22 protein-coding genes and 1 pseudogene are annotated in these 21,772 nt (G+C 37.3%); 11 read left to right on the forward strand and 12 right to left on the reverse strand.

What is annotated here, in order from left to right:
• Positions 1-428: Phenylacetic acid catabolic protein (locus CM19_RS00580; RefSeq protein WP_048098513.1), on the reverse strand; the 428-nt coding region annotated here is incomplete at its 3' end.
• A 92-nt stretch (positions 429-520) separates the two neighbouring features.
• Between CM19_RS00580 and CM19_RS00585 the strand changes: the two genes are divergently transcribed.
• Both CM19_RS00585 and CM19_RS00590 read left to right on the forward strand, forming a co-directional pair.
• Positions 521-1,291 carry a 1,2-phenylacetyl-CoA epoxidase subunit PaaC gene (locus CM19_RS00585; RefSeq protein WP_048098514.1) on the forward strand — a complete coding sequence of 257 codons (771 nt, stop codon included), beginning with the start codon at positions 521-523 and terminating at the stop codon, positions 1,289-1,291.
• A 17-nt stretch (positions 1,292-1,308) separates the two neighbouring features.
• On the forward strand, positions 1,309-2,112 hold the full coding sequence (locus CM19_RS00590; RefSeq protein WP_048098515.1) for an enoyl-CoA hydratase/isomerase family protein: 804 nt from the start codon (positions 1,309-1,311) through the stop codon (positions 2,110-2,112).
• 34 nt (positions 2,113-2,146) lie between these two features.
• Here the strand turns inward: CM19_RS00590 and CM19_RS12420 are convergent, their stop codons facing one another.
• Positions 2,147-2,608, reverse strand: a complete 462-nt coding sequence (locus CM19_RS12420; RefSeq protein ID WP_235185581.1) for an MBL fold metallo-hydrolase — start codon at positions 2,606-2,608, stop codon at positions 2,147-2,149.
• Between CM19_RS12420 and CM19_RS12685 the strand changes: the two genes are divergently transcribed.
• Positions 2,561-2,815, forward strand: coding sequence for an MBL fold metallo-hydrolase (locus CM19_RS12685; protein WP_081801162.1), 255 nt, complete (start codon positions 2,561-2,563; stop codon positions 2,813-2,815). The genes CM19_RS12420 and CM19_RS12685 overlap by 48 nt on opposite strands.
• On the opposite strand, the gene CM19_RS13170 is transcribed toward CM19_RS12685, so the two are convergent.
• On the reverse strand, positions 2,717-2,953 hold the full coding sequence (locus tag CM19_RS13170) for an MBL fold metallo-hydrolase (RefSeq protein WP_052349382.1): 237 nt from the start codon (positions 2,951-2,953) through the stop codon (positions 2,717-2,719). The two genes, CM19_RS12685 and CM19_RS13170, sit on opposite strands and share 99 nt — an antisense overlap.
• A 110-nt stretch (positions 2,954-3,063) precedes the next feature.
• Here CM19_RS13170 and CM19_RS00600 point away from each other — a divergent pair.
• Positions 3,064-4,215, forward strand: a pseudogene (locus CM19_RS00600) (homogentisate 1,2-dioxygenase).
• Here CM19_RS00600 and CM19_RS00605 read toward each other — a convergent pair.
• On the reverse strand, positions 4,206-4,655 hold the full coding sequence (locus CM19_RS00605; RefSeq protein WP_150111330.1) for a helix-turn-helix domain-containing protein: 450 nt from the start codon (positions 4,653-4,655) through the stop codon (positions 4,206-4,208). The pseudogene CM19_RS00600 and the gene CM19_RS00605 sit on opposite strands and share 10 nt — an antisense overlap.
• A 323-nt stretch (positions 4,656-4,978) precedes the next feature.
• On the opposite strand from CM19_RS00605, the gene CM19_RS00610 reads away from it, so the two are divergent.
• Together CM19_RS00610 and CM19_RS00615 are read left to right on the forward strand one after the other, a co-directional pair.
• Positions 4,979-5,977 carry an LLM class flavin-dependent oxidoreductase gene (locus CM19_RS00610; protein ID WP_048098517.1) on the forward strand — a complete coding sequence of 333 codons (999 nt, stop codon included), beginning with the start codon at positions 4,979-4,981 and terminating at the stop codon, positions 5,975-5,977.
• Positions 5,964-6,803: a cyclase family protein gene (locus CM19_RS00615; RefSeq protein ID WP_048098518.1), complete on the forward strand. Its 840-nt coding sequence runs from the start codon at positions 5,964-5,966 to the stop codon at positions 6,801-6,803. The genes CM19_RS00610 and CM19_RS00615 overlap by 14 nt, the downstream gene beginning before the upstream one ends.
• Before the next feature lie 343 nt (positions 6,804-7,146).
• On the opposite strand, the gene CM19_RS00620 is transcribed toward CM19_RS00615, so the two are convergent.
• Positions 7,147-8,094: a fumarylacetoacetate hydrolase family protein gene (locus CM19_RS00620; protein WP_048098519.1), complete on the reverse strand. Its 948-nt coding sequence runs from the start codon at positions 8,092-8,094 to the stop codon at positions 7,147-7,149.
• 752 nt (positions 8,095-8,846) lie between these two features.
• Between CM19_RS00620 and CM19_RS00625 the strand changes: the two genes are divergently transcribed.
• Entirely contained in the window at positions 8,847-9,425 is a 579-nt protein-coding gene (locus tag CM19_RS00625) for a class I adenylate-forming enzyme family protein (protein ID WP_052349383.1), read from the forward strand.
• A 1,176-nt stretch (positions 9,426-10,601) separates the two neighbouring features.
• On the opposite strand, the gene CM19_RS00630 is transcribed toward CM19_RS00625, so the two are convergent.
• From CM19_RS00630 to fabG, 4 genes are read right to left on the reverse strand one after another with little or no spacing between them, the layout of a single operon-like run.
• Positions 10,602-10,955 (reverse strand): Zn-ribbon domain-containing OB-fold protein, encoded by a 354-nt coding sequence (locus CM19_RS00630; protein ID WP_048098520.1) that lies wholly within the window; start codon positions 10,953-10,955, stop codon positions 10,602-10,604.
• Positions 10,952-12,109: a thiolase family protein gene (locus CM19_RS00635; RefSeq protein ID WP_048098521.1), complete on the reverse strand. Its 1,158-nt coding sequence runs from the start codon at positions 12,107-12,109 to the stop codon at positions 10,952-10,954. Before CM19_RS00635 ends, CM19_RS00630 begins: the two co-directional genes overlap by 4 nt.
• Complete coding sequence (locus CM19_RS00640) at positions 12,106-13,662, reverse strand: AMP-binding protein (protein ID WP_048098522.1); 1,557 nt, start codon at positions 13,660-13,662, stop codon at positions 12,106-12,108. Before CM19_RS00640 ends, CM19_RS00635 begins: the two co-directional genes overlap by 4 nt.
• Positions 13,659-14,423 (reverse strand): 3-oxoacyl-ACP reductase FabG, encoded by a 765-nt coding sequence (fabG, locus tag CM19_RS00645; protein ID WP_048098523.1) that lies wholly within the window; start codon positions 14,421-14,423, stop codon positions 13,659-13,661. The genes CM19_RS00640 and fabG overlap by 4 nt, the downstream gene beginning before the upstream one ends.
• 260 nt (positions 14,424-14,683) lie before the next feature.
• On the opposite strand from fabG, the gene CM19_RS00650 reads away from it, so the two are divergent.
• Both CM19_RS00650 and CM19_RS00655 read left to right on the forward strand, forming a co-directional pair.
• Entirely contained in the window at positions 14,684-16,081 is a 1,398-nt protein-coding gene (locus CM19_RS00650) for a purine-cytosine permease family protein (RefSeq protein WP_052349384.1), read from the forward strand.
• Positions 16,081-17,040: a nucleoside hydrolase gene (locus CM19_RS00655; protein WP_048098524.1), complete on the forward strand. Its 960-nt coding sequence runs from the start codon at positions 16,081-16,083 to the stop codon at positions 17,038-17,040. Before CM19_RS00650 ends, CM19_RS00655 begins: the two co-directional genes overlap by 1 nt.
• Before the next feature lie 84 nt (positions 17,041-17,124).
• On the opposite strand, the gene CM19_RS00660 is transcribed toward CM19_RS00655, so the two are convergent.
• Complete coding sequence (locus CM19_RS00660) at positions 17,125-17,838, reverse strand: helix-turn-helix domain-containing protein (RefSeq protein ID WP_048098525.1); 714 nt, start codon at positions 17,836-17,838, stop codon at positions 17,125-17,127.
• A 659-nt stretch (positions 17,839-18,497) separates the two neighbouring features.
• Here CM19_RS00660 and CM19_RS00665 point away from each other — a divergent pair.
• Both CM19_RS00665 and CM19_RS00670 read left to right on the forward strand, forming a co-directional pair.
• Entirely contained in the window at positions 18,498-19,163 is a 666-nt protein-coding gene (locus tag CM19_RS00665) for a hypothetical protein (RefSeq protein ID WP_048098526.1), read from the forward strand.
• 786 nt (positions 19,164-19,949) lie between these two features.
• Positions 19,950-20,372, forward strand: a complete 423-nt coding sequence (locus CM19_RS00670) for a hypothetical protein (RefSeq protein ID WP_048098527.1) — start codon at positions 19,950-19,952, stop codon at positions 20,370-20,372.
• On the opposite strand, the gene CM19_RS00675 is transcribed toward CM19_RS00670, so the two are convergent.
• Entirely contained in the window at positions 20,330-21,304 is a 975-nt protein-coding gene (locus CM19_RS00675; RefSeq protein WP_081801163.1) for a transposase, read from the reverse strand. The two genes, CM19_RS00670 and CM19_RS00675, sit on opposite strands and share 43 nt — an antisense overlap.
• A gap of 30 nt (positions 21,305-21,334) precedes the next feature.
• On the reverse strand, positions 21,335-21,718 hold the full coding sequence (locus CM19_RS12690; RefSeq protein WP_081801164.1) for a hypothetical protein: 384 nt from the start codon (positions 21,716-21,718) through the stop codon (positions 21,335-21,337).
• Positions 21,719-21,772 lie beyond the last annotated feature (54 nt).

Genomic DNA, 21,772 nt, shown 5'->3' on the forward strand with positions numbered 1-21,772 from the left:
TAGGTGACGTGTAACTCCTCTTCCTTTATCATATTCTCTACTACCTTAGACAAAGGCTCATAATTTCGTAGAGCTTCCAACATGTAAATACCAGCTTTATCAATTAAAAAAGTAAAGGCTAACACATCGTCCCAGTTGAAGAGAGGTAAGTTAAAAGCTTCTAATTTGTGTAGTCCTAACCTTAAGTTCCTAAGTTCATCTACAATTTTCTCTCCCTCTGGCTTAAACTCTTGAATTATCCTAGATAATTGCCATGCATGATTTAATTCATCTGAAACTAGCTTTGCAACAAATAATCTTCCATCAACAGTTGGAGCATTTACTAACCATGGAGAATACATTTCAACCATTGCCAATTCCATGTCAGCTCTCAATGACAATATGTCTAGAAGCGTACTTTTAGCCTCATTAGATAGAGGGCTTATCATTGCATTTGTATGTATTAATTAGAAATTTTTATATTTTTCGCTTTAAACACTTCGTGTAGAAAACGTTATATACTCAAAATGATAATTCATTATTGATGGTAAAACCAGAATATAAGAAGCCCAAAAGGGTTCTAGGCTGGGGAGACTACAAGGGTATAAGAAAGTTTGAATTAGTGTATGATTTACCACAAGAAGCGTATGAGGTGTTATTAAAGCTACTAAACGTCCAAGGGGATACGGAGTTTGCATCTATTGAACAACATCTACCTTGGTTAATCCACGCTCCTTCATTGGGAGATCGTGTAACTATCTCAAGGATTATGGTAGATGAAATGAGACATGGATGGCAGGTAATTCAAATCCTCAAGGAATTTGGAGATGAAGGAAAGAAAATTGCTGAGGAACTGTTAAGTAGACGTATGGGTAAACATAAATTAGACGCCTTTAACATCCCTTTAAACATGTGGGAGGATACTTACGGATTTACTTTTCTAATCGATAGAGTAGGTATGTATCAGCTTCTAGCCTTTGAAGATTCAAGTTATGGTCCCTTAGCCAGGGCGATTCCAACTATGATGATGGAGGAGGAATTTCACATTAATTTCGGATACCAAGGAATTAAAAAACTAGTTGAAGAGGGTAAAAAGTCATTAGCACAAGCGTTAGTGAATAAATGGTTCCCTAGAGGATTAGACATGTTTGGTCATTCTAAATCAATAACTATTGACTTAGGTTATAAATACGGAATAAAGAAGATGAAAAGCGAGGAAATGAGACAGCTTTATGTAAAGGAAGTCAAAGAGTTAATTGAACCGTTAGGTTTAGAGCTCCCTGATCCTAATAGAAATAGGAGAATTTATTAAATCGAGGGTGAGTGCAAGTGGGTTTAGAAAACTTGACTCCAAAGTATTTCAAACTAGAGGTAAGTGATGGAGTCGGGATAATACGTTTAAATAGACCCCAAGCTAATGCACACAACCTTGAGATGCTAAGGGAGTTAGATAATATAATAGTGGAGAGTAGGTTTGATGATAAGGTTAAAGTCCTAGTTATAACTAGTGCTGTTCCTAGGTTCTTCTCTGCTGGATTTGATATAAATGAGATAAGGGATAAGAGTCCAGAGTATATAGGACTTTCTAGCCAGTTCAGCAAGGAAGTAATGCTAAGGATGATGTCCACAAAAAAACTAATAATCTCAGCCATAAATGGTCATTGCATGGGAGGAGGACTTGAGTTAGCTTTAGCTACTGATATTAGGTTCACGTCTAATGATGATAACATTAAGTTCGGGATGCCTGAAGTAAGCAACTTAGCTCTAATACCAGGTGAGGGAGGTACACAATTCCTTGCAAGGATAGTGGGCAGGTCAAAGGCAATATACTTAATGGTATCTGGGAAAACGCTTACACCTAAAGAAGCATACGCTCTAGGAATTGTCGATGAATTATTTGAGCCAGAAAAACTGTTAGAAAGTACATTAGAATTTGCGAAACAAATGGCTAAAGGTCCTTCATTAACAGTAGGATTCGCTAAGTTAGCTGTAAATGAAGGAATGGACTTACCATTACCAGTGGCGTTTGCATTAGAAAGGGAAATGCAAAATCAAGCTTTGGCAAGCGAAGATGCTAAAGAAGGTGCTAGAGCTTTCTTTGAGAAGAGAAAGCCCGTATTTAAGGGAAGATGAAAACGATAAAAAGGTTTTAATTTTTGTCTTTTATTCAGCTTATAAGGGGAGTAGGAGCTTTAGGATATTTTTCCCATATTTTGGGGTCATGACTTATTACTAACTTTGTGTTTGGCCTTCTCATCATTAGCTTTAACCTTTTCATTCCGTTTAAGTACTCGTCAGAGTCCATTAGTAGCCAACCTTTCATTTCCACGTTAAGTTCATCTGGTAAGTGAATAAAGTCCCCGGTGAAAATAACGTTTCCTTTTTCACTCTCTACAGAGAGCATTATACTACCGGGTGTATGTCCACCAACCCAATATATATTTACACCCGGTAGTAGCTCAAAGTGATCTGTATTTATGGGAAACCAATTTCCACCTTTTAATGCTTCTAGATCTGATGGCAGATAAACACCTCCCTTTCCTAACCATATCATTCTTAATGCAAAATCTAACTCCTTTACATGTGTTATGATTTGTGCCTTAAAGTTTGGCCTCAACAATTGTTTCAACTGTTTCCCCTTCTTAAATTTTCCGAGGAAAATAGGCTAGAAAATCAGCTGAAAGAGTTGGGGTTAAAGGTAAGTGATATTGATTATGTTGTGTTTTCTCATCTTCATTTAGATCATACTGGACAAGCCTATATGTTTAAGGATACATTTTGCATCGGGGCTTGGTCCTGTATCAAACAAAATTATACCATCTTTGTGCTCAATTAAGGCACCTATAGCTGGAACGTTAACCCAATCTCTTGGTTTAGGTATGTCTTTTTCACTGTAAACTGATGGATTAGGGAGAAACCACCCTAGATCCCCAGCTAGCAGTCCGAAATCCAGAAGAGTTATTCTTTTTATCATCACATATTCTTCATAAATCTCGTATTTATATTTTTATTCTTAATTATTGCGCCAATATAATCGAGGCGGATTGATTATAGCCTTATTTTTTAAAAAGGCTATCTATTTATATGATTCATTACGTAAAACAAGGTAAGATTCCTCCAAAAAGGCACATAGTGTTTAAAGAGGGTGATATGTTGATTAGAGAAGAGGTATTCGGGACTTTTGGTTTTTCTGGTAGATACTCCTTATTATACCGTCTAAATCCTCCTAGTAAAATAAATAAATCCGTTTCGTGGAAAACCTATGAAATTCAGGAATGGAAAGTGGAGACTAGACACCATCATCTCAAAACTTGGGAGTTAAAACAAGTTAAAGACCCATTCACTGAGAGAATACCTCTTCTCTTTAACGATGATGTGATAATATCCTTTGCTTCCTTATCCTCAAATACAAAGAACGAGAATGTCTTTTATAGAAATGGGGAATACGATGAGGTCTATTTTATACATCAAGGTAAGGGTAAATTGTTAAGCATGTTCGGATATGTAGAAGTTAATGAAGGGGATTACGTGGTAATTCCAAGAGGTACCATATATAACTGGGACTTGCCAGAGGGGACTAAACTATTAATAATAGAAGCTAAGCAGGTTGAAATACCTAAAGTCTATAGAAATGACTATGGTCAGCTCCTTGAAGGATCTTTCTATTATCACAGGGATATAAGAATACCAATTTTAGAAACTTATGACAAGAATGGAGAATATTTCATTATAACTAGATCCTTGGATGGCTTCCATACTGTGATGGTTGACTATCATCCGTTTGATGTAATAGGTTGGGATGGCTTTCTTTACCCATTTGCCATTAGTGCTTATGACCTATAACCCATAACGGGAAAGATACATCAGTCTCCATCTAAATACATAACTTTTGAAGGAAACAATTACATGATATCAACATTCGTACCGAGGCTATTGGATTATCATCCACAAGCAGTACCCGTACCTTATTATCATCATAATGTTGATGCTGACGAGTTCTTGTTTTATTCGGTTGGACAATTCTTTAGTAGAAGAGGTATAAGTGCTGGGTCTATAACATTACATAGGGGTGAATTCGTCCATGGACCCCAACCCGGTGTAATAGAGAGCAGTTTGGGTAAGAAAGATACTAATGAACTAGCAGTAATGGTAGAGACTTATAGGAGATTAAGGTTAACCACATTTGCTAAGGAGATTGATGATAATAAATACATGCTTAGCTGGTCTCAATCTTGATTATCAAGGGAAAACAACTTCCTTAAAATTTCATGTTCAGCCGCTCTAATATGCTGTATCACAGTAGTTTCCGATATACCCAGTGAAGAAGATAGTTTATTTACCCTAACCTTCCTAGGGAAATTAAAATATCCCATATTATAAGCCGTCTTGAGCACAGTTAGTTGTCTTGGCGATAAGTTATTTAATAGCATGTTATAATACACTTTCATAATTGTATCTAGTGACAACTCTGATGACTTTACGTCTATTACCTTTCCTTCATTCCTAATTTCATTAATTAAGCTTTTATCATTATATATTATGTTCCAAATTTCATGGTTATTATCGAATAAGTTTTGGAAATAAGAAACACCATGATCATATAATAGTTTAGATATAGTACCTTGAAACACTGTCTTTATTTCAACTATTACATAGCTATTTTCAACATGAATCACTTTTACACTCCTTATAGCTCTATCATTCTTTAGTCTCTTTATCAAGTCATGAATATTAGAAGAGTTAAATAATATAGTGACTACGATAAGGTTTTTTCCGGGATAAATGACCTCGTTTAGCAGAACGCCTTTAACGTTCTCTAGAGCCCTATAAGTCCAGCAGTCTTCATGAGCTAATTAAATGTTGTGGTATTGAATTTTTTCATGATACATAGTAAGATAAGATTATAAATTTAAAAATGTTATTGAACTAATTTACGACATTCTTTGCTTCAATCCAACTTGATATACCATATATAAATTATGATTAAAAAATACCAATTATGAAAGCAGATGTTTTCTGGGTAGCAGACTATTATAAAGATATTGAACCAAGGGAGCAATTCATTTATGATTTAATTGATCAAGTAAAAATGGCTGAAAAATTTGGTTTCCAATGTGCTTGGTTTGCAGAGCATCACTTCTCCGATTATGGCACTATACCTGCTCCTCAAGTATTTCTTTCAGCCGTCTCACAGAGGACTTCGAAGATTAGATTAGGTCCTGCAGTAGTTACTTTAGTTTTCAGAAATCCCATTAACGTAGCCGAAGAGTACTCGTTACTTGATATTCTCTCAAATGGAAGAGTTGAACTAGCTGTAGGGAGTGGATACCTAAAACATGAATTTGAGGGTTTTGGAGTCCCAATGGATAAAAAGAGAGAAATATTTGATGAAGCTTTAGAAATCTTACTCTTGGCATTTAAAGGTGAGAAATTTAGCTATTCTGGTAAATACTTTAACTTCAATAATATAAGTATAAATGTAAAGCCCGTACAAAAACCTCATCCTCCCATTTGGGTAGCAGCACTAAGAGCTGAAGCTGCTTACCATATAGCGAAAAAAGGGCATTCATTGATGATGATACCTTATGCCACAGTGGATAAACTATCTGATTTACGTGAAGTAATAGGCGCGTTTAGAGAAGGGAACGAAGGTAAAGGAAAATTAGCCCTAGCATTTCACGCACATGTAGCAAGTACATATCACGAGGCGGTTAGTGAAAGTAAAGAATATCTAGAAAGATATGTGTTTAGCAGGTTATATGCAAAAAGAAGAACATTAGAGCAACTTTATGAGAGTGGGCTATATATTGTGGGTGGGCCGGAAGAGGTTGCTAGTCAAATAGAGTTCATATATAACCTAGCCAAACCGGATAGGCTAATTTTCCTACTTAATTTTGGAATGATGCCTGATAATCTATTAGAAAAGTCAATGGATCTACTTAGTTCAAAAGTCACAAAAATATTAGAAAGAAAGGGAATAGAACTTGAATTCAATTAATTCTCATTTACAAGAGATCTTAAACTATGAATTTTTACCAGAAGGTATAAAGATCGGTCGATTTTTTAACCTAGTCTCCTTAGTGAAGAAAGGTATTATGATCAGCTTAAGCAAAACGTTAGTTGGTGGTTATTACTTCAAAGCGCATGGAGCAATACAGATCTCCAGGCATCAAATCTACCAAGATGCTAAAGAACTTAATAAAGATAAAGAAATTCCAGAAGGTACAGGTTTTGCAAACGTTAGAATAGAAATGAGCGACCATGCAAGTACACATCTAGATTCTCTTAATCATGTAGCCGAAAAGGGACTACTTTTTGGAGGTATAAAGCCTAGGCATACTTATCTAGGTTTTGAAGACTTAGACATTGAAAAAATTCCTCCTATATTTACTCGGGGAATTCTCCTAAATGTTAAAGTAAACGAAATTAGAGAAATAGGGGTTACTGACTTAGCTAATGCATTAGGTAATACGAAAGTTGAAAAGGGAGATGCTGCAATAATATACACTGGTTGGAAAGAGGAAGGTGATGAAGAGCCCGGAATAGGTATTGAGGGAGCAAAATGGCTAGTGGAAAAGGGGTTCACAATTTTTGGTACTGATGCACCGAGATTTGAATACATAAAGAAGAATACTAAGGACTATTTCCCAGTTCATAGATTTCTTATAGCTGAAAAAGGTTTACTCATGATGGATAACATGTATTTGGAAGAACTGGTTAAACTTCTGGAAAAAGAGAATAGAAAAGATTTCTTATTAATTGCCATTCCATTAAAAATAAAAGGGGCTACGGCGTCGCCAATAAATCCAATAGCACTGATTTAATTCATGATACCCTCTTTATAATACTATCAGAATTTTCTGTGTTAAAATATTTAGTTCTATTAAAGAGTGTAATGCACATATCTGCGATTATTTTTGAAGGAGTCGATATAGCCTACTATTGGGAGATCTGATTTAACAATGTTTTTACCTTAAGCTCGTAAACTCTTATTAATTTATAAATATTTATTATGTATTTAGGTGCTTAGCTTTTTAATACAATATTTATTTGTCATTCCAATATATTAAATCAGCATATTCTACTCTTTGCTATCGCTTAAGATCTATTAATTCTCTCATAGTGTTTTGAGAGCGGTGAGATATTATAACATAGCTTGTAAATATACTAACCTCTAATAATATTCTTTAAGATTCCTATTTTTTCAACGAACAATTCTACAGTACTATTTGGTCTTAATGACTTACCTATATCCACACCAGTACACCCAGTTATTGTACCACTACCAAATATATCACCCGGTCTAATATACTCTTCCTGTGAGACATACGTTATCATATCTTCAAACGTCCAATGCATATCTTCAACTTTAGTATCACACCAGATTTCATCATTAACCTTAGCATAAACTCTTAATCCCTTAATGTCGGGCAACTCATCCCTTGTTACTATCCAAGGTCCTAAACCTTTAGCAAAGTCTTTACCTTTAGCTGGACCAAGAAGACATTTCATTTCAGCCATCTGAATATCTCTTGCGCTAAAATCATTAAATATGGTAAAACCTAGAATATAATCAGAAGCTCTTTTTTTATCTATATCCTTTCCTTTCCTATATATTACTGCTGCTATTTCAAGTTCCAAGTCCAAATGCTTAGAATATTTTGGCCAAGGAATCTCTTCTAAATGTCCATAAAATATTGCGGGATCTCCTTTATAATAGACGGGAAACTTAAACCACTCTTCGGGTATTTGTTGACCCCTCCTCCTATACGTAGCTTCAACGTGTCCTTTAAAAGCTAGAAAATCCCTTAACATATTAGCTCTCGGTAATGGGGGTTTTAACTTAACGTGATTAATGTTATAAAGGACTTCATGTCTCTTTTTAGCCCAATCCACTATATCTTTTATTATGCCTAAACCCTTTTCTCCAGCTTGGAGAACACCTAACATATCATTTGGAACTAATGCGTCGCAGTATCTTTCAATAAACTGTTCGTCTTCTCCCTTTTCCATCAGCATTAAGTAGCAAGTCGTGTTCAGATCCACCACATTTTCTTCATCTACTAAAACTCCACTTCTTATTCTACCATCTTTTAGGAAACTTAGGAGTTTCATAACTCTCTAAATATAACTTAATAATATTAGGAAATAAATGTAAGTTCAAAAGGACGAATGACGATATATATGCGTTTATCTAAAGTGATGGGGATTATCTTTAAGCTATTCCAGTCTTGTAATAGACAAGAAGTACGTCATAGAAATAGATTATTTAACCGATGAAAAGACATGACTACATATTCAATTTCCCAAAGTCAAATTTAGTGATAAGCCATTAAAATATCCGAATAATACAAATGAAATATATAAATAAATAGTTTCATAATACGTTCCAATACTTCTTTTGCCCTATATATCTCTATAATCCCTTGAGATGTATTGTAACGTCAGAATTAACGAAGTCTATATTGATAGAAAACTAATTTCTTATCTAAGGTCGTCAGAAAAATTAAAAGGAGAATCGTAAGGTCTTTGCATTGTTTCATAGTAACTCTAAACTAAAGATGCTATGACTAACTTCCGCAAGAAGTAAAAACTCAGTTATAATCTTTTTATAAATTTCCCCATATAGAATGTCTGGCATTTAAGTAGCGTAACTGAGTTTCTCCTCATTTCACACTAAATATTAATACTGTCGATGAAGGATTCAGACCCGATTATGAGGTTATGAAGATCTATATAAAAACAAGGAAATTAATAATAAACAGAAACTATATTCGTTAGGCTCTCTCGATTACTATGGAGCCTCCTTGACCCCCTCCTACACATAAAGTAGCTACCCCATAATCCTTCCCTTCTATTACCCATTCATGGATAAATTTAATGTACCATTATTACAAACTTATGGTATGACAGAGGCTCTTTCAGTCACATCACAACCAATAGAGCTCAAGCATGTGCTAGGAACTGTTGGGATTCCGGAAGTTGATGTAGACGTAAAGGTTGTAGATCCGGATAACCCTGAAAAAGAGCTAGGAGTTAATGAAACTGGAGAGCTCCTAGTTAAATCTCCATGGATTATGAAGGGCTATTCTGATGAGGGAGAAAATACGAAAGTCTTTTTAAACGGTTGGCTTAGAACTGGTGACTTATTAATGATGAACGATGATGGCTTGTTTTTCTTTAAAGGTGTTAAGAAGAGGCTGATCAAATACAAGGGATATCCGATATTCCCTAGAGACTTAGAGCTAATATTGTTAAAGCATCCAGCAGTAAAGGAGGTTTTCGTGACTGCTGAGAAAGACCCATCTGTAGGGGAGATCCCAGTAGCTTATGTAGTACCAAGAGATAATGTAAGTGAAGATGAACCGATAAAGTTCGTTAATTCAAAAGTTGCATTTTATAAGAAATTAAGAAAAATTTACCTCGTTAAAGAAATACCCAAGTGATACTACAAGATTTCTCGAATATTTTAGAGTTTAATAATATATGAGTCACTATTTAAACCTACTTAAGGAAGTTTTTAGACCTACTTCTTAATATTTATTCGATATTACATAAGTAAAAAGTGAGTATCTATTATTATGTTAATGTAATGAGTTTTTATTAAGATAACTAAGAACGATTATTTGAATGTATCTATTGGAATTCGCTAGATTCATCTAAAACTAAATCACTACACATAATTCTGAAGCCTCCTACCACGTATTCCAATAAACTTCTTGGTTTTGCTCCGTCATTATAACAGCATACAATAATGAACCATTAGAATAAACGTGGATTAATCGTGAATTCTCTAGCAAAGTCTATCGTGTTTGAAGATGACGAAAGTATTATCACAATATCCCTAAAGCTATTAGCTAATGGCTTAATCCTTAAGGTAGTATTAGTCACTACTCTACGAATTCCTTCATAATCTGTAAAGATTTAAAGTCAGATTAAATTCCTTGAGATTTAATATTATAAGTATAACTGACGTTTACTAATTCATCGTTAGGTGGTAATACCTCTAGGGAAGTTACTAATTCTCCGATATTGCTTCAGCTGTGTGGGCCAAAGCCCTTATGTGCTATTCCCTCACAAATTGTAGCAAGATTAAAAGACTGTATATGATAATCTAACGTATAACCTCTTTTGTTTAAACAGTTCTCTAATTCCTTAATTTTACTTTTTATGATTAGTAAGACATATCTTCTTTGTTTAATTCTATTATCTTATTTATGTTTGACAAATCCAATACTACGTTATTGTAATAATAAGAAATACCTATAACACTTAAACCATCACTATAAGGTACAAGGAGTATGTGCGCTTATTAGCCAGATTTATTGTTTTAATTGGATCATCTATATTTTTGATTTCAGAATCGACAAAAGATATTTAGGTTCTTGAAGCAAAAGTAAATACCACCAACCTCTTTTATAGGCTTCCACATTTTCTTCTACTTTAATACTTGGTAAAGAGCTTTTAATTTCAGTTATAAAATTATGAAAGCTTCATTAATGAGAATGTAACATTAGGGAATTTAAGTGAGGGTACCACGTCCTATTATCATGGGGTGGATTCATAAAAAAGAAGAAGTTGGATAAGTAAACAAAACTTCTAAATCTCAAGCATAGCGTACTCTATTTAACTTTTTCAGCCAATAGTTTATACTTATCCCCCACCTTTATTGAACTCATCATAACTTCATCACCTATCTCGACATCGCTCTTAAAGTTACAGTAAACTCTGAACCCCTCAGTAAGTTCAACTATCCCATAGATTCCTATTACCTCATTTTTCCTAAACACTTTGGTTGACGCATACACCTTACCTCTCCCCGTGCTTACCAATATCTCTAGTTTACTGGAATTACACTTTGGACAGAGATGCCTAGGATAGAAGAATACATAACCACAATCTTCACACCTGATATATGGAATGTTACCCTTAGATAGGACTTCCTCATACTTTGAATAAATCTCTGATAACTTCACTTCTTCTCACCTAAGACAAGGGTCACTGAGTGTGACCTGTTCCACCCACCTATACCGTTCAAGAAAACCACATTTACATCGTTCACTTGGTGCCCCTTAGCCATGTAATTTAACTGCAGTAACGCTTCCTCTAGTATTACCCCACCACTCATATAAGCTGGCTGACCCACGTTTAAACTCCCTCCCCCCGTATTTATGGGCAAATTACCCTTGTATGAGGTATCGTTCTCTTCAAAGAAAAGACCCCCTTTACCCTTCTCAATAAGACCAATGTCTTCAACTTGCAACATAACAGTTATTGTGAAAGAGTCGTATAACTGGAAGGCATCCACTTTGGACAAGTTGAAGTTTGCCCTTTTTGAGCTTTCAATTGCTGGAGTGTACACTATATCATTAAGTTCAGCAGGTATCTCGGGCCAGTGAGCCTCCCCATAGGCTAAGACATCTAAGTCCCTTAACTGGCTCTGTCTCTTACTAACTATGAAGGCATGGAAACCGTCCACCGGGTAGACAGCCTCTAACAGATGTAAAGGTTCTGATATAATTGGGGATTTGAGAACCTCTTCAACAGTTAGTGGGTCTCTATATAGAGCCCTTTCGTTGTTCATGGCATTAAACCTCTGTTTCACAGCAATTAAAGCCCTTTGCTCATCGGTGCTTTTGAAAACCTTCTTGTGCCTATTTGCAACTAACGCATAATCTGATATGGGGTTCATCTCATCAAGTCCTCTGAAGAACTTGTCGAATGGAGTCAAGCTTATCCCAGAATGTAATTTATCCATACTATCCACTGTAACCCCTCTTAGTCTGATCTCTGAACCCTTTCCACCAATGATACACAGTACGTTTTCGGCTTCGTTTGCCCTAATAGCCTTATATGCCCTATATAACATTGCTAGGGCAGACGCACCACCGTAATCGGACACTTCAGCGAACTTAGGTCTGATACCTAGGTATTGGGAGACTTGGTTTGTAAAGAAGTGGGGATAAGCTAACCCGTCAAAGACACCGGGTAAGTAGGTGATGAAGAGCCCGTCAATTTCCTCTTTCTTCATCTTAGCCATATCTAAAGCTGAGGACACAACGTCAGCCATTAGCTCAAAAGCTGAACCCTCGTATTTCTTGTAAATTGCACTTGCAAAGCCCGAAATCATTTCTTAAAAGCCCTCCTCATTATCTTTCCCGAAGCTGTTTTTGGAACTTCCTTCACGAACTCTATTACCCTAGGCACTTTATATGCAGCTAAGTTCTCCCTGCAGAACTTCTCAATATCCTTTTTCAGATCCTCCGAAGGAGTGTAACCGTCCTTTAATGTTATATAAGCGGCAACTGTTTCACCCCTATATGGATCTAACAAACTCACCACTGCAACCTCTTTCACAGATGGATGCCTATAAAGTACTTCTTCAACCTCTCTAGGGTATATCTTGTAACCAGATGCGTTTATCAAATCCTTCTTCCTATCTATAATGTAAACCCAACCATTAATAATCTTAGCCACATCACCAGTAAACAGCCAACCGTTCACGATACTCTTAGCAGTAGCCTCAGGCTTATTCCAATAAGAGTCTATGACTTGAGGTCCTTTCACCAAGATCTCACCCACTTCTGCCTCCTTGGTAGGGTCATCCACGTCAATGACCTTAACTTGAGTGTAGTAGACTGGAACCCCGGCACTCACTGTGTTTGTCTCCTTATCTATCGGAAGCTCACCATCATAGGGATAGGGCCATAAGGTAGCGGGAGAAGTAGTCTCCGTTAGCCCCCACGCCTCATAGATCCACTGTCCAGTTTTCCTCTTCCATTCCAGCTCTAAGGCTAATGGTATAAACATACCACCTGCAGACCACAACCTCATGCTCCTTATATTATACTTATCCACGTGTTCCAACATCGCGATATAAGCTGTGGCTGTAAACATTGTGATGGTTGTTTTCTTGTCTTGTACAGCCCTCAACGCGAGCTCCGGGTCAAACCGGTATGACATATATATTGAGGCCCCAGACATGACTGGAGTCGTTATATCGAATATGAACCCAGTTATGTGGAAAAACGGGGCTATTCCGAGAGCCTTATCCTCTGGACTCACCTTAAACCACTCCTTGTATATCCAAGAACTAGCATAAATGTTCTTGTGCCTTATTACCGGACCCTTCGGGTCTCCAGTCGTGCCAGAAGTGTACATTAGGAGGGCTACATCATCGGGGCTAACTCTCTCGTCTGGAAAGTAGCTCCTACCATTTAAGTATAGCTCCTCATTACACTCTTTGACGTTCCACCTTATACTGTACTCCTTGGGAACCTCGTGAAATGTGTTAGCGTTAGTCCTAAAGACCTTAGCCTCATACCCTAGGTCATCCATAGCCCTTCTTACGTTATCATATGTCTCACACAGTGTGACGATCACCCTAGGACTAGCGTCCTTCAAATAATATCCTATCTCCCTAGGCGTGTACATGGGGTTTAACGTAACTACTATACCTCCAAGCTTCCAAATTGCGTACATTAATAGGGGGAACTGGGGAACGTTTTGGAGTGAAAGGGCTACCCTATCCCCCTTTTCCACATAAGGGGAAAGCTGAGCTGCGAGACCATTGACAATCTTCTCCATCTCCCCATAGGTTACCTTCCAGTCGAAATACTCTAGGGCTAGTTTGTCCTTAAACTTGTTCACAGTCTCGTTGAAAACTAGGTTCTGGGGAATCACATTATCAGTCCTCCAGAGACATTTATCACCTCACCAGTTATATATGAGGCTTCCTCTGATGCCAAAAAGGCTATCAAGTTAGCTATATCCTCGGGTTTACCTATCCTACCCATAGGTATCCTAGAGATGAACATCTGCCTTACCTTCTCTGGAACAGCCCTAGTCATTGGTGTGTCAATAAAACCGGGACATACGGCATTAACGGTGATATTATATCTTGCCAGCTCCTTAGCCAACGTCTTGGTAAAGCCTATAACACCTGCCTTCGCTGCAGCATAGTTTGCTTGTCCAACGTTGCCTAACCAGCTCATGGAAGATATATTAATTATTCTGCCGTAATTCCTCTTTATCATACCGTCGACAACTTGTTTGGATAAGTTAAAAACGCTGTATAGGTCCACTTTTATCACTTCGTCCCACTGTTCATACGTCATCTTTGTGAATAAGGCATCTCTATTAATCCCAGCGTTGTTAACTAATATGTCCACATAGTCCACGCCTATGGCTGTGACCCCCTTCTGATAGAATTCCTTAGATGACTCAAAGTCAGCCACATTGACGAAAAGACCAACAGCCTTGACCCCATAAGCCTTACTGATCTCTTCAGCCACCTTTTTAACTTCCTCCACTCTAATGTCACCTAGTATAAGGTTAGCCCCAAGACTTGCGAGCCTGTGGGCAATCGCTAAACCTATTCCACTTGCAGACCCAGTAACAATAGCATATCTATTTGAAAGGTCTCCGAACTTTTTATTTTCCATAATAACCACCAGTCCTATTCATAAAATAAGTTTTCACCAAATTTTAATTTGATGTATGGACTCTCTTTAATAATAGCTATGCATAATTGATGTCCCATCTCCATTTTCCCAAGTTAACTCTTAAGCCCTAGCATTAATAGTGGACTCTTTACAAGTAAAACGGATAACGGACTTTTCACTGATATACACTTACTAGAGGTTTTTAGGTAAAAGTAAAATAATGAAGATAAATAAATGTAAACCTAAATACTATTTTGATTATGACTGGAAAGGAGGAACAGAAAAAGGAACAAAGTGAAGAAGTGTATATGAAAGGTACGGGTTTCGAGGTAATAGGTGTTAGACCTATACCAAGAAAAGCTAGGTACATGAGCCCGGGTAAGATCTTTATTTTCTGGGCAATGGCTAGCGCATCAGCGACTACTCCCCTTATAGGTTACCTACTCCAGAACTTAGGACTCTACAACTTAATAATAGCGTTTACCATATCACTGTTAATAGGGCTCCTCCCAGCTGGTTTATTCTCTGGGATGGGTAGGCAATTCCCGGTTCCTGCTTTAATTGTTTCTAGGAAAACTTATGGTTATTTAGCTTCCAACGCACTGTCAGCACTCTACACTGTGGTTAACGTGGGCTGGTTTGGACTCAACGACGCAACAGGTGGTCTTATAGTCGCGTCATTAACTCACACCGATCCAGTGATATGGTTCATATTATTTGGTATAATTCAAATAGTGCTCGTCCTTTATGGGGCTAAGTTGCTAGAGTACTTTTACAGATACACAGCTGCTCTATTAATTGTGTGCTATGCTATACTGACATACTTCCTTTTCACATACTTCCCTATCAATTGGGATCGTATTCTATCCCCATCTGGAGACGTTAATTGGGGTCTGTCTGTTGGCTTAGTGCTCTCCTTCTCTATATTGGCATGGACTTACAAAATTTCCACTGCCACTAGGTTCGCCAAACCACAAGACACTGACAAGAGCCTCTTATACCTTATTTCAGCCCCTCTTGGGATTATGGTACCAGTGTATTTAATGGGAATATTAGGTCTATTCTCACAGACTATGGCTGGAAACTGGAACCTACCCGCAGTTACGTTTCCTGTCTCAGGCACTATCATAGGTGTAATTATAGCTATGGCCTCCATCGGTGCCTCACTAGCAATACTCCATACCAATGCCATGAACCTATACCCTGCTGTAGCTGACCTTCTAACTGCCCTACAGTCTGCTTTCAAAAGTAAAAATAACGAAAAGATGGCTCAACCAATATCTACTATCATACTGGGACTTGCTGGAGCTATCGCAGCTTCACTGGGTATACTTCAAAACGCTGTCAACTTCTTACTCTTTGTAGGTGATGTGATATTTCCATACACGTTTATATTACTTATAGACTGGTATGTTAGGTTATGGCCTAGTATGAGGAGTGGAAAATTAACTGAGGAAAACTTTTACTCCTTTAGGAAAACTGTGCAAGACAACTTAAACGTTTATGCAGTAATAGCTACAGTAATTGGTACCGTCCTTAACGTTGTTAACATATCAGCACTAAACCCACTGTTTTCCTACTTCCCACAAGAGCTTTTCGGTTCACTTATAGGGGCTCTATTATACTATGTTTTCTTGAGGACGAAAGTGGTGAAATAATGTCAAGGCACTTTATAATAGATTGTGACACTGCAGAGGACGACGTGTTAAGTCTAATATCCTTATTGGCACACGGCATAAGCGTCCACGCACTCACAGTGGTTGAGGGAAACATAGAGTACGAAAATGAGATGAAGGGTGCTTTATGGGCTTTAGAATACCTAAGGGAAAACGGTGTACAAATTGGAGACTTAAAGGTTTACCCTGGTGCTAGAAGACTACTGTCTAAGGACTTCAGAACCGCTGAGTTCGTCCACGGGGAGACGGGTTTAGGGGAAATTGAGGTCAATGTTAAGGACTATAGTCTCTTAGCAAAAGAGGACGCATCATCCGAAATCATTAGGCTCAGCAAAGAGTATGAGGGCTCCTTAGAGTTCCTAGCCATTTCTCCCCTCACAAACTTAGCCTTAGCCTATTTAAGAGACCCAGAAATAACTAAAAGAATTAAGACAGTTTATATAATGGGAGGCACAATCTACGCCAGAGGAAACATAACTCCAGTAGCAGAGTTTAACTTTTGGGTTGACCCAGACGCTGCTAAACTCGTGTTAAATGCGGGGTTTAACATTGTTATGGTGCCTTGGGAGGTTGCCGTAAATAACGCAATCGACATGGTTTCCTTCATGAAATTAACGTCTTTGAAGACAAAACTCTCGTCCCTTTACGCAAAAATGTATTCTCATTATAGAAAGGCTTCAATGAACATGCAGAGGATGAGGGGAAACCCCCACCCAGACGTAATAACCACAGCAATCGCAATAGACCCTAGTATTGCTAAAGTGATCAAGGAGGAGAACGTTGATGTAGAGACTTGTGACTGTCAGAGTAGAGGGTTGACAATAATCGATTACATAGACCCTGGTCACGTGATCACAAAAAAGCCTAACGCTAAGATCGTCTATGACATAGATTATGAAAAATTCGTCCAATTCTTGACCAAAGTATTAACTTGGTTTTAATAAGATACTAACGAGATGAACCAAGGGTTAAAGGATAAAGCCAAGGCGTGGTGTGTCACGTAACGCATATCAATTTCAAACATCTTAAATTAAGTTGTATATTTTTTTGAGTATCTTTCTTATAGAAAGAGATACATACATTTTGCTTATATTCAACTCCTTTGCGAATTCGTCTAAGTTTACCCTCTTAGGGCTCTCAAAATAACCTAGTTCCTTAGCTTTCCTTAAGAGGCTTTGTTCCTTCTCTGTCATCAGTATATCGCTCACGTTCCTTGAAATAACCTTGTAGACCTCCTTCTCGTTCAAGGTCTTAAAGTTAAGGCCTATCACTTTAATCTTTGTATCATTACTCAAGATTCTGTTAATCTCTGACCTCCCTCGACTTCTATGTAGAATATCATAATGCTCAACTCCGTTTCTTACGTTTGCATTAAGTATTATTGCACCCATGGACTTCAGTTTGCTAATTAAGGGTTCATCAGCTTGTTGTATCATAGAAATCAAATATACGTTGGACTTGTTTGAGCCTGCTAGATTTGAAAACTCATATTCTATTACACTCCTATCATTCTCCATGGCAAGCTTAATCATCCTCTTGCTCTCTTCCTTCCTTTTCCGTATGACTGCAAGTCTATCGGCTTTAAGCGCATTAAAACTTGAAAACTCCAAGTTAAGCAGAGTGTCATAATATTCAAGGTCAGTCTGGCTTGTCCAACAGTCATTATGCCTCACCGAAAAATTGACGTAGGTATATCCAACCATTGTCCAAGTCTGTTCATAGATAAGGTCTTTTAACATTTTAAACTTTATTATACAGTTGGTTTATTCAATAAACATTTTAAATTGCTTATCTTAAGCGCATTAACCGTAATTCATTCCACGAAGCAATTTAATTCTATCATTTAGTTAGTAACAAAGGCTCTATTTATTAGCTCTGTTCTTAATGATGCGTGGAATAAATTACAGAGCGAGTTAATGCTAGCTTAAAATAGATTGTTAAAGCGAGTTGGTGTAATTAAGGACTCTTCTGTTTATAACCTTTTAAGGAATTTACATTCATTCCACAATAATTCCACAATACGCTGAAATTCGAATTTACCCTTACGATAGTAATGTAAATTCTTCTCCTAAATTCGTATCGGTACCTTGAATAGTTTTTTATTACGAAACGGTCTCGCTAACATCAACGTTTACTCTCGGAAAGTACCTATGTTTTATATTCAAGAATTCCCTAGAGACGACTCCTTACCCAAACTATTAACGGTAACATGAATACCTTCAATTCAGGTGTTGCTTTCGAATCGTTTTACGGAAAAATATTTTGTTTATTGATTTTCCGTGATTTCACGTTAAGTAAGGTCAATTCTAAAGTTTAACGTTTAGTTAATTTAGATTCATCATTCATTCCACACACCCTAATAATTAAAAAATTTAAACCTTAAATTCTATGTTTACTTATGTCACTTTTTGACCAACTAATTGAGGAGTTAAAAAAGAATCCCCAAAAGCTTGAGGAATTCCTTGCCTTATTCAAGGACAAGATCACGAGCCTAGCCTTAGAGGAGATTAATAGGAAAATAGACATATTGCTCAAGGACAGAGAAGAGATCTTTAAGAGATTTGAGGAGCATGATAGAAAATTCGAAGAGATTATAAAGAGATTTGAAGCACATGACAAAAAGTTTGAAGAGCATGATAAGAAGTTCGTCCAAATCATGGAGGAAATTAAGGCTATCAAAATAGAAATAAGAGAGATGAACAAGAGACTTACTTCTCTCGAGAAGAGGGTAAACACTATGGATATAAACTTAGGCTTCTTAACTGAATCGTATGCAATAGACTTCTTCACTAGGTATTTGAACGAGAAAATAGTCTCTATAAAGAGGCATTATAAAGTGGATGACAAAGAGATAGACGCCTTGGTTGAAACAGAGAACAGATACTACCTTGTGGAAATAAAAAGCAGGGTCTCTCCGCAAGACGTTGTCCAAATGTACTCACTTGTTGGTAAGTTCTTAAAGGAGGCGAAAAAGGAAGTAAGACCCATTATCCTTGGTGTTAGGGTAAAGGATGAGGCAATAGAAGTGGGAAAGAAATTAGGAATAGAAGTGAATAGATTATAGAAGATGAAGAAAGCGTTTAAAGCTTAAGGTGTCTAAAGAGACTAAGAGTTAGCCGTCTCCTTTTCTTTAGATCTAGTTCACAATCTCTCCTATAACGGTGCGTGGGGTCGTGAAACTGTTTCTACACCTAAATACGGATCACTTGTTACAACTGAAAGCCTCGCTCTTTACCTTAGACCCAAACTCAATATAGTAAAAAATATTGAGTACAACAACTTTTACGTGATTACATGAAAAATTCATTAAATAAAACAATATGAGAGAAACAAAACGTAAAAAACATAGTGTCGTCAATTGTTGATAAAATCTTAATAATTACGTTAATCACAGCCTAACTAAAGGGTTTATTATCATTCAACGACACTACGAAATGCGTCTCACGATTTTCACTCAAAACCAAAATACTTAATTCTAAAAATAATATTATCATGTCCTAAATGTGGGTATGTAGACCCGAAGAAGGGACTATGAAAGACGGTGGAATTAAGGATGTGCGGGTTTCCCCACACCCTAGTGGGGTTATCCCGCTAAGGATCGTGATGATGACGTGGTGAAGCCCAAGGGTTTTACGGATAATAAATGTCCGTAAAACCCAAACCCCCTAGAATAAGAAACAGTTTCACGACCCCCACACGCTATGATGGAAAGTCCATGAAAAATTACTAATTTGTATAAAGACTCTTATCCTATATCCCCTATAAAGCCTTGACAGTTTAAGGATCATATTTACTCATTCATTCGCTCAACATGCATTTATATTACTTTATTTAAATACATAAACTAAATATGAATCCTAATGTTGAAGTTAAGGTTTATATTAACAGTATGGAAGAAGGATTAGAACCTTGGGCTGTACAATTAGCTAAAAAGCTGAAGGAGACCCTCGGTATTTATGTTATTTTTGATACGACAGGTCTCGGTAACTGTATCTATGTCCGTCTCAAAGACGATAACAGAGTTAATTATGATTTATTTTGTTGGACATGGCGTAGCTCAGATAATGAACTCTTGGTTGCGTTTGACCTCGAAAGAAATGCAACATATCCAGCAAAGGACTGGGATACCGTAGTGAATTTGTTAGTAGAGTTAGTTCGATTAGTTATATATAGACTCACAAACGCTGACCTCCTCCCCGCCCTGAAGGTGAGGGTCCCCCTCAGAGCGGTTCATAGGTTTTGGTCTATACGCTTCATCCTCATCGAATCATAGCTAGCTGGTGCACGAAGCACCAACCCCGCTCCTCTCGTCCACGTATAGACCAGTGGGACAGTCTTGTCCCAACTTATCCCTATCCCTCTGGTGGTGGTTCCCTCAACACTACCATCATTAGGACTCGGGATTATAGATATATTGAACGCACCGACCAAATCAGCGTTATATACTTTGTTAAGCGTTGTACACTTAAACAGTCCTCTGTATACTCTTTTCCCGCATCCATTACCATGTATTGGACAAGTGATTGAAGTGTATGATTCATTGACAAACTCAACAGTTATTCCGTGTTCTTCAGCAACATTCCTCAACTTATCCATAACTTGTTTATAAGACCAGACGTTAGCAACTAGGAAGTTACCATTCCTCAGGCTTATGTTCTTTGGATAACCAACCTTAATTAGCGAGACACCCTTGCTGTACAAGAATTTAACAACTTTCCTTACGGCAGCATCTATAATAGTTGTTAACTTCCTCTTCCACTTAAAATATAATCTCCTTATCTTGTTTGAGAACGGTTGATTGAACAAGGATAACAACTTCTGTTTCATACTTATCAATTTCATGAAGTAGTACGAGATGGACTTCAACACCCTAGTCTTAACCAACACTTGTGTACCGTCAGATACATAAACAGCTAATAGGTTGTTTATCCCTATATCTATCCCAGCAATAAGGTTTCCCTTTGGTGTTAGTGGTACTTTCATCCACTTACCCGTCTTTCTGTCAAGTCTCTCACTTGCCTTTAAAGTAATGTGGGCATACCACTTATGCAAAACGGGGTTGTATATTATTTCCAACCTCCCTTGTTCCCCTCTATAGTATATTTCCCCATTGTATTTTATTGCCAAGTCCTTGAATTTTCCTAAATGATGAAGTTCTATCTCTTGTTTCTCTTCATCTATCTTGTATTGATCTTTCCTTAACACGATTATCAACTTCCTCTTCTTCCTATCTTTCTAATAACCCGGTGGGTTTACGTTCTTGATAAATGGTAGTAATTTTTTCTCTTTCTTTGCCCTTAACAAGGAGAAGAATGAACTCCACGCCTCATTGTTCTTGTTTAATACTTGTTGTGCTGTTATTGTACCTATCATGTCCTTATACTCATTATACCACTTGTTATAGGTACCCTTGATATCAACACCACGTTCACCGTTAAAGAACTGTCTTCTCCTCTCATAGTTTACTTGGTTCCATAGTTTTGAACACAAGTTTCCTAGTTCTTTTAACTCCTCCTCTTGTTCTTTTGTTGGTACTAGATCTACAGTTATGGTGCGTTTGAGGACTGGTACGGTAGGCATAGGGACTGATCCCTTACTACTCTTCTTAGGTTTACCCACCGTACCGTCCTCATTAGGAGTTACTCTCTAACTTTTATAAACTTTTTTTGATAA

Origin of the sequence: Candidatus Acidianus copahuensis, assembly GCF_000632495.1 — an archaeon.
Classification (GTDB): domain Archaea; phylum Thermoproteota; class Thermoprotei_A; order Sulfolobales; family Sulfolobaceae; genus Acidianus; species Acidianus copahuensis.